The organism is Micromonospora sp. NPDC050795 (assembly GCF_044456785.1).
Lineage (GTDB): Bacteria > Actinomycetota > Actinomycetes > Mycobacteriales > Micromonosporaceae > Micromonospora.
Genome location: NZ_JBITGE010000069.1, coordinates 1 through 8,318 on the forward strand (window position 1 = coordinate 1; position 8,318 = coordinate 8,318).

Consider the following 8,318-nt stretch of genomic DNA (forward strand, 5'->3'; position numbering starts at 1 on the left):
TCCCGGTTGACCCCTATCGAGTACGAGACCATCATGACCCCACCGGCCAGTCAGGCCGCGTGACTGAAACTGTCACCTATCGGTGCAGCAGACCCCCTCGACATTCAGTCCCACCAGGCAATGATCATCGTCACCCCAGCTGATGACGGCCGGCATCAGGTGGGCAGCCGAGGCGAGCTGCCCTTGCCGGCGAGTGCCCGGCAGATGTGCCGGGTCGAGCCCGGTCAACCTGTGCTCCTGGCCGCCTTCATCACGCATGACCTGCTCGTCGTGCATCCCGTCGGCACCGTCGCCCGGCTCCTGAGCGACCTGCACCACCAGCTGTCAGGAGGCGACAGTGACCGCTGACCCGTCTGCTGTCGCCGCCGCACACCAGGTTCTGGCCCACCTGGGCGTCACCGTGGCCGACCTCCAAGCCCACCCGGGCGCCCGGCTCGCCCTGCCCACGGTCGCGGAGTATCTGCCGCGCGTGGTCGCCGCTGCCGGGCCCGGTGCACGTCGCACGTACGGCACCTACTGGGACCGGATGGCCTCCGCCTGGCCCGACCGACCGTTAGACAGCGTCGCTGCCAGCGACAATGAGGCTTTGAAGCAGGTGATGATTGCCAGCGCGGTGTCGCGGCGTAACAGCCGCAGCGGCCGGCATGCCGGTGAGCATGTCGTGGCCGCCGCCCGCGCCTTCTATACCCGGGCGATCGCCGATGGTCTGATCGACGCCTCGGCCAGCCCTGCCCACCGGGTCGCGAAACCCCGACGTCTGCCCAGCACCCGCCGAGCGTTGACCACGAACGAGCTGGAAGAGATCAACGCCGAGGCCCGTACCAGCGGCAACGACGTGATCCTCGACGCACTGGTCCTGCGCCTGCACACCGAAACCGCCTGCCGCCGCGGCGGTGCCCTGGCCCTGCGGCTGGTCGACCTGGACACCATCAACGGACTCGTCCGCCTGACCGAGAAAGGTGCCACCGTACGGTGGCAACCGATCACCCTCGACCTCGCCGAACATCTACACGAGCACGCCCGCGCCCGCGGCGCGGTCCTGCTCACCGATGCACTCCTGCGCAATCGTGCCGGTCAGCCGATCACGAGCCGCCGCTACGACCACCTGTGGAAACGCCTCGGCGAGCGCCTGCCGTGGGTCGCCATGCACGGCTTATCCACACACTGGCTACGCCACACCACGCTTACCTGGGTGGAACGGCATTTCGGCTACGGCATCGCCCGCGCCTACGCCGGGCACACCGACAGCCCCGGATCCTCCACCACCACCTATATCAAGGCTGACCTTCACGACGTGGCCAACGCGCTGTCGGCCATGACCGGCCAGCCCCATCCGCTAGCCCTTGTGACGGATCGCGCCGACCGGTGGTCGCAGGCGAACTGCGCCGTTTCACCTACGACCGAGTAAGGGGCGGGGAGCCGCGTGCGGTGCTCCGGGTGGCGGCTCCGGGGTCACCGCACGCGGCGAGCCCTCCTGCAGCCTCGACTGTCGGATATGCCCATTGCTGCGGATGGCACAAATGGCACAGCTCTCCTGGATGGCACTGTGCCATCTGTGCCATCGTCAGTTCATGACTCCGATCCCGCTGTCCCAATGGGCCGACCAGAACGGCGTGCCGCGCCGTACCGCCTACAACTGGGCCAAGAACGGCAAGCTCAACGTGCCGATCCATCGCACCCTCACCGGCCGCCTGGTCGTGCTCGACGACGACGAGACACCCGGTGATGCCCATCCGTTCGTGGCCGCCTACGCCGAGGCGCTGAGCCTGCCCGTCGGCGTGCACTCCGGCGACCTGCACCACTCGCCGGTCCTCGAGGCTTGGGGTGTGGACCTGTACGACACGGTCGCCGACGACTTGCGTCCCGTGGTGCTGCAGCTGGCCCTCGCGGCGGCGTGCGCCCGCCCGAAGCGGGACGCGTGGTGGCGACTGACTGACTGGCTCGGGCGCGTCGAGCTGGCCGACTGGTACACCTCGACCGGCTTCCCTGAAGTAGCTGCGCTCATCAGTGGGCGGCAGCCGATCACCGACCAGGACAGTTACCTCGACTGGTGGCCGTGTGGCGTCGGCTCGCACGAGTTCTGGCAGGACTTCGACGCCGCCGCGGCGCAGGCCGTCGCCGGCGCCGGGCTCGGCCCGTCCGAGCACAATGACGCGGTCTCGTGGCTCACCGAGTCGGCCCTGACGGACAACATCGCGATCGCCGGGCGCCGTGAGAGCCTGCGCAACCGGCTCGACAAGCTGGCCGGTAGCACCACCGACCACGAGCAGATTCCCACCATCCCTGACCGCAGCGACCTGTGGAGCCTGCGCGGTATGTATCCCGAGCCGGCCTGGGCCATCGCCCGTCCCCACGCCCGGCGCACCGCGCAGAGCATCTGCGCCATCGTTGGCTGGGATCCCGAGAGCCCGGCACCGCCCGACGGACACCCGCTGCGCGAGATCGGCTACCGGGCCTGCCTGCACGCCAGCGAGGCCGCTCTCGTCCCTTACGTGCACGACGCCCACCTGCGCGAGATCGACGCCTTCCGTCGCGTCGCCTTCGGCAAGCCATGGCACCTCATCACGACATGAGGAGGCTGCGACGGTGGGTGTCTCGGTCAGCCACAGGGAGAGCAGCACGCCGCAGTGCAATCCATCGGTTTCGCGGTGCCGCTGATCGAGATCCGGGCTTAGCCACGTCAGGGGGTGTGAGTCCAGTCCCGTCCATGGTTGGTGTCTCTGTCGGCTATCCGCCACGCGCTGGCGAGCAGTGCCTTCTCGTAGTGCGATGACCATGTGGGGCGGGCACTAAGGGAGTACCGTCGCGAGTCCGGTGCCCTGCTGGGCACGATCGCCGTCGGTCTGGCTATCAACGTCGTGACGGCGCGCACGGACAGCTGGCGTGGGCCGTGGCGGTCTGTCCTTGACTACGCCTACCTCTGGCTCCCACTCTGCGTCGTCCTGTGGCTCAGCTGGCGCTACTTCGTCCATCGCCGCACAGCGGTCACGTGGCGCGGCACGGAAAGCCCATACCCCGGCCTCGCCCCGTTCACGGCGGAGCGCGCGGGCGTCTTCTTTGGGCGCGACCGCGAGGCAAGGGACGTACTGAACCGACTGGAGCGCTCGGGGCCGGCGCCGGCGACCCGGATAGTTACGGTCGTCGGCCCGTCGGGAGTGGGTAAATCCTCGCTGATCCGCGCGGGTGTCCTCGCTCGACTACCACGGCGTTGGACCGTAGTGGGTCCGCTACGTCCGGCCACCGATCCGTTCATGAGCCTCGCCGCGGCTCTAGAGGATGGCCCAAAGGCTGTACTGGAGACGGCGCGACTGCTGCGGGAAGAAGCAGCCTCTCCGGAAGCCCCACTCGGGGTTGTGCCAAGCTTCCTCGCCGCCGCCCGCGGCCCTGTACTGCTCGTTGTCGACCAGGCCGAAGACCTGTACACGATGACCGGCGAGCATGACCGGGCCCAGTGGTGGAGCCTGCTGACCCGAACGCTGACGGTGCTGCCGGACCTGCGCCTGCTGGTGGCGATCCGGCCCGAATTCCGCCGCCGGCTCACCGATCAGCAGGCCGGCTTCATCACCCGACCGGTAGCCATCGGTCTGCTGGATCCGGCCCGCATCCGACAGGCCATCGCGGGGCCCGCCCGGGCTGCCGGACTCACGTTCGAGGACGACCTCATCGACCGCATGACCGCCGATGCCACGGTCGGTGACGCGCTTCCCCTGCTCAGCCACCTGCTGCAACGTCTGCACCTACAGTCCGACCGCCAACACATCACGGTGGCCCAATACGAACAGGCGGGGGAGGTGGGTGGTGCCATCGCAGCTCACGCCGAGCAGATCTACGAATCCCTCACCGAGCGGTACCCCCAGCGCGCCGTCGACTCTGCTCTGCTGCGCGGCATCGCTATGGAAGGTAAGGAAACCGTACGAAAGACGATCGAACGATCTGACCTCGATACCACCGCAGCGAGCATCCTTGAGGAGTTCAGGGCAGCCCGTCTGATCATCGACGTCGAGGACGGCACCTGCCTCGAATTGACCCACGACGCCCTGTTCCGCCAGTGGCGACGACTCGCCTCTCTGATCAGCGCCAACGAGGAGCGACTGCACCGCATCACCAGGCTTGAGCACCGCGCGGCAGCATGGCAAGCGGACCCACACACAGACGACCTCTTGCGCGGCCGAACGCTCGCCGATGCCCTCGCGCTCGCAGCCGAGGCACCCCTCTCCAGCGCAGCCCGACGCCTGCTCGACGCCTCCCAAGAGTTCGATCACCAGGACCGTGTCCGACAGTCCGAGCGGATTGCCGAGTTGGCACAACAGGTGCGCAGGCAGGACCCCGAACTGGCCGTGGCACTGGCCCACACCGCGCTACACGAGTTACCACCCACCCCGGCAGCGACGACGACGCGCTGGGCCCTAACCGCCACGTCACGAACACGGCACCTCACCATCGGGCACACCACCGGCATCACCTCCGCAGTCTGGCTGCCCGACAGGGAGGCCCTGCGCACCGCCGACAAGACGGGGCGCGTCTGCACCTGGGACGACGCCGGTCGCCTTGCCGAGGTCACCTTTGCCGCTGACGGGGATGGGTACGGGCACACACTGCTGAGTGCCAGCGGCACCCTCGCCCTCACCCAGCACGATCGAGGTGCCACGCTCTGGCGCGTCGCGGATGGCTACACCCTGGGCAGCCGAAGGGGGAGTTTTGCAGCATCGCTCGACTCATTCTCGTGGCGCGACGATGTCTGTTTCGCGGGCCAGTTCGACTACCGGACCGTTGACGTCTGCCGTTTGGACGACGACGTCCCACAGTTGGTCACCAGCATCCCGGCCGCACACGTTCGCGCCACAGCATGGTCCCCGCAGGGTGACCGGCTGGCCATCGCCTCAGACGACCTGCTGCTCGTGGTCAGCATCGGCGAGCAGGCGTCGGAAGTCCTGCGACAGCAGGTAGCGTGGTCAGACCCGGTTTTGTGCTGGGCACCCGACGGAATCCGACTCGCCGTCTCAGCCGCTCCGGCATTCACAATGCGCCGCACTGAGATCGTCGCATCGACGCGCCGCACGCTGTGGATTTACAACACCGACACGGGCCAGGCCGCCGAAAGCGCACCGCCGGGCATGACCGAAACCATGGCATGGTCACCTGTCGAGGATGTCATCGCCTACGCCTTGCGTCGAACGCGAGACCATGATCGTGTGGCTCTGTTCGACGTCGGAAGCGGCAGGACCGTTGAGCGGCGGGCGCGCCCTCACCAGATCAGCACGATTGCCTGGTCCTCCGATGGTAAACGAATCGGCTTGGGAACCTCATTTCACAATGTCGAGATGTGGGACGTCATCGGCCGAAGCTTCCGCCGCCTGCCCACCGGAAGCCTACGAGAGATTTCTTGGTCGCCGGACCTCAGGCGCGTCACTGTAAAGCGGCTCGGAACGACGCCAGAAATCATCGAAGTGGACGAGGTGACGCCGCCGCTGCGGCTCGGGGACGACGATTGCCTGTCGATCGCGTTTTCACCACTAGGTGACCTGGTTGCCACCGCGATGCAAGAGCAGGTCACCGTGTGGGACGCGCGGTCCGGTGTCTCGCGGATGCAGTGGGGCGCGCAACCGCGACAAACTCCGAGACACGTAGCGACATCGACGTCACTTCCATGGGTTTATGGACTCGCCTGGTCCGGCGACGGCTCACGGCTGGCTGTCCATACTCATTGCTTCTTCGGCAGAACACCACCCGCTCTCTCGGTCTGGGACGTGGCGAAAGCGCAGCGCCTAGCAGTTCTCGACGGAGGCGAAGACAGCACAGGAACGATTGCCTGGTCCCCGGATTCAAGTCTCATAGCTGCAGTCGCCGGCAAGCACAACGTGAGCTTGTGGCGAGGAGACGACTACACCCTCGTCCACCAATGGCGAACCGAAGGGCCCGACGAGGTAGCAGCCCTGGCCTGGTCGGATGACTCCACCAGACTCGCCGCCGCCGTCGGCAACCACGTCGAAATCTGGAACGTAGCGCAGAAGCAAGTCGGCTCACGCTGTCTCGGCCATACGGGCAACGTCGAAACCCTTACCTGGGCAACCGACGGGCACCGTCTCGCGACCATCAGCGATGACTACATGCTCTACATCTGGCGCGCTCAAGAGGGACGGCCTCTCGGCGTACTTGACATACCTCGTGGGGTAGTGCGAAGCCTGTCGTGGCAAGACGCCCTCATTCCTGGGGGAAGCGGCAGCGGTAGTAGGCGGCGCCGTGGTTGTACTGGCCCTGCATGCGCCGGTTGCAGGCGGCGCAGTAGATCAGGCCGCGGAAGACGTACGGGTTGCGGGCGCGGCGTTGTCTTTGCGGGATGTCCAGGCCCAACCGGTGTCGTGCGAGCAGTGTCTGCGCCTGTTCGAAGGTGGCCTCATCGATGGTCGGTAGGTGGGTGATCTCTTTGGAGATGACCCACTTGTCCCGCGGGTTCCAGCGCATGACACCGGTGTGACCGAGCGCGACGTCGTCGACGTCGAGAAGGACCTCGTCGGTGCGTTGCTTGTTCCAGACCTGCCGGCCGGTGTACCGGGGGTTGGTGAGGATGACGCGGACGGCGCTCTTGGACCAGGCGATGCCGCTGCGGTGGGGGTTACGGGCCCGGTCGTGTGCGGAGGGGCAGGGCACGTGGTTACTGGTGAGTGCTTCGGCGATGGCGTAGAGGCCGCTGCCGGTGAGGAACTTGTGGAAGATCTGGCGGACGATCGGGGCGGTCCGCGGGTCGGGGGTGAGGCCGCGTAGGTGTTTGCCGTCGGCTGCCTTCGCCGGGTTGGGTGGGGGCCGAGGTCCTGCAGGGTGTAGCCGTATGGGGGACGCCCGCCGAGGTAGCGGCCTTCGAGCAGGGTCTGAGCGGCCATGGCGGTACGGACGCGCAGCTTGATGCGGTTGCGTTCGCCTTTGCTCATGCCGCCGAAGACGGACATGACCAGTTCGTGGGCTTCGTTGTCCGTGTCGATCGGACCGCCGATCTCCGGTACCCACAGTTCGACGCCGTAGTGGACGAACAGCGGCACGGTGAGACCGAACTGGTTGCCGTAGAACGCGCGGTGGGGTTCTCCGACGACGACGGCGGAGAATCCGTGTTTGGGGTCGCGGAGCGCGGCGAGAAGTCGGCTGGCGTGCGGGCGGCGCTGCCACGGCAGCGAACGGCTCTGGCCGATGTCGAAGTACTCGGCGGTGATCTGGCCGTCGCGCGGCTGGATGAGGGTTGTCGCCGGCTGAGTTGCCAGCTGCGGGAGGACTCCGGGTCTTGGTTGTCCTCGGTCGACACGCGGCCGTAGAACGCGAAGGGTTTCGGTTGAGGGGCGGTCATCGGTTCTCCTGGTTCGAGTTGTCGGTGCGGTGGTCGTTCACGTGTCTGAGTAGCTTCAGGAGGGCGGCAGCGGCGCCGGGGTGCAGCTCGGGTGGCTGCCTGGGTACCACCACGCTGGTAACGCTGTGCGGTGCGCTGCCGTTGATGGTCCCGACCGTCCATGAACCGTTGTCTTCGTTAGGCTGGTCAAGTCGCTCGTCGGCCGGTGCGGGCGAATCCGGCTCTTTGTGATGTTCAGATTGGTGGTCGGGCGGCAGTGTCATGCGCCTCCGTCCGGCGGTCGCCCCGGCCGGGACGCGCGGCGGTGGGCGTGTGCCGTTCGCTCCTTGGCCTCCGTCATTTCGCGGTGAGAGGCGGCGGCTTGAAGGGCGATGCCAGCATCGGCCGTGTGGTTGGGCGGGATCGTGGCGCTGTAGCTCGTAACGCTGGTCACTCGTGTCGTGGCAGATGAGTGGGTTGTCATGGGAGACGTCCTTCGGGTTGGTCGGTGCCGGTTGCTCCGGCGGGCATGAAGAAGCGGCCGGTGCCGTCAGGCACCGGCCGCTCGTTGAGCAGTTAGGGCGTTACGTGTGTCCGGTTGTCAGGGTGGTTGGCGGCCGTTGAGATGGGGGCAAGCGCCTGACGGCGCGGCTTGCTGGGCGTCCGGATGGACCAACTTGCTGGGAAGAGCACTCTCTTCACACCGAAGAGGTCGCTGGTTCGATACCAGCGTCGCCCACTCTCAGTTTGTGCAGGTCAGAAGCCCGTTGCCGGAGTAGCCGGTAACGGGCTTCGCCGTATGTGCCACTTACATTGGGAGCAGATTGGGAGCAGCACGGCTGGTTCTGGGTTCGGACCGCCATGGACCGCCCGGCTGAGTGACCTGATTTGCGGTCCCGAGCGAGCCTGCTGCTAGTGCCGTGACCACGAACGTTGAGGGTGTTGGGGTCAGGCTGCTCGGGTGGCGGGTTGGTCCCAGCGTCGTTGTGGTTCGCTGCGGATGCGG

The 8,318-nt window shown here is 66.9% G+C and carries 5 protein-coding genes and 2 pseudogenes; 4 read left to right on the forward strand and 3 right to left on the reverse strand.

The window, feature by feature from the left end; all coding sequences use genetic code 11:
• Positions 1-120 precede the first annotated feature (120 nt).
• The 4 genes and pseudogenes from ACIBEF_RS31730 to ACIBEF_RS31745 form a co-directional block, all read left to right on the forward strand.
• Positions 121-348 (forward strand): hypothetical protein, encoded by a 228-nt coding sequence (locus tag ACIBEF_RS31730; RefSeq protein WP_396797098.1) that lies wholly within the window; start codon positions 121-123, stop codon positions 346-348.
• On the forward strand, positions 338-1,408 hold the full coding sequence (locus ACIBEF_RS31735; protein WP_396797099.1) for a tyrosine-type recombinase/integrase: 1,071 nt from the start codon (positions 338-340) through the stop codon (positions 1,406-1,408). The genes ACIBEF_RS31730 and ACIBEF_RS31735 overlap by 11 nt, the downstream gene beginning before the upstream one ends.
• A 163-nt stretch (positions 1,409-1,571) precedes the next feature.
• Positions 1,572-2,573: a hypothetical protein gene (locus ACIBEF_RS31740; protein ID WP_355030186.1), complete on the forward strand. Its 1,002-nt coding sequence runs from the start codon at positions 1,572-1,574 to the stop codon at positions 2,571-2,573.
• A 285-nt stretch (positions 2,574-2,858) separates the two neighbouring features.
• Positions 2,859-6,110 (forward strand): annotated as a pseudogene (locus tag ACIBEF_RS31745) (NACHT and WD repeat domain-containing protein); the annotation flags it as partial.
• A gap of 91 nt (positions 6,111-6,201) precedes the next feature.
• Here the strand turns inward: ACIBEF_RS31745 and ACIBEF_RS31750 are convergent.
• From ACIBEF_RS31750 to ACIBEF_RS31760, 3 genes and pseudogenes are all read right to left on the reverse strand, one after another.
• On the reverse strand, positions 6,202-7,002 hold the full coding sequence (locus ACIBEF_RS31750) for a recombinase family protein (protein WP_396797101.1): 801 nt from the start codon (positions 7,000-7,002) through the stop codon (positions 6,202-6,204).
• A pseudogene (locus tag ACIBEF_RS31755) lies at positions 6,927-7,250 on the reverse strand (recombinase family protein); the annotation flags it as partial. The pseudogene ACIBEF_RS31755 and the gene ACIBEF_RS31750, both read right to left, overlap by 76 nt.
• A gap of 79 nt (positions 7,251-7,329) precedes the next feature.
• A complete protein-coding gene (locus ACIBEF_RS31760; protein ID WP_396797103.1) occupies positions 7,330-7,596 on the reverse strand; it encodes a hypothetical protein in 267 nt (88 codons plus the stop codon).
• Positions 7,597-8,318: the final 722 nt, after the last annotated feature.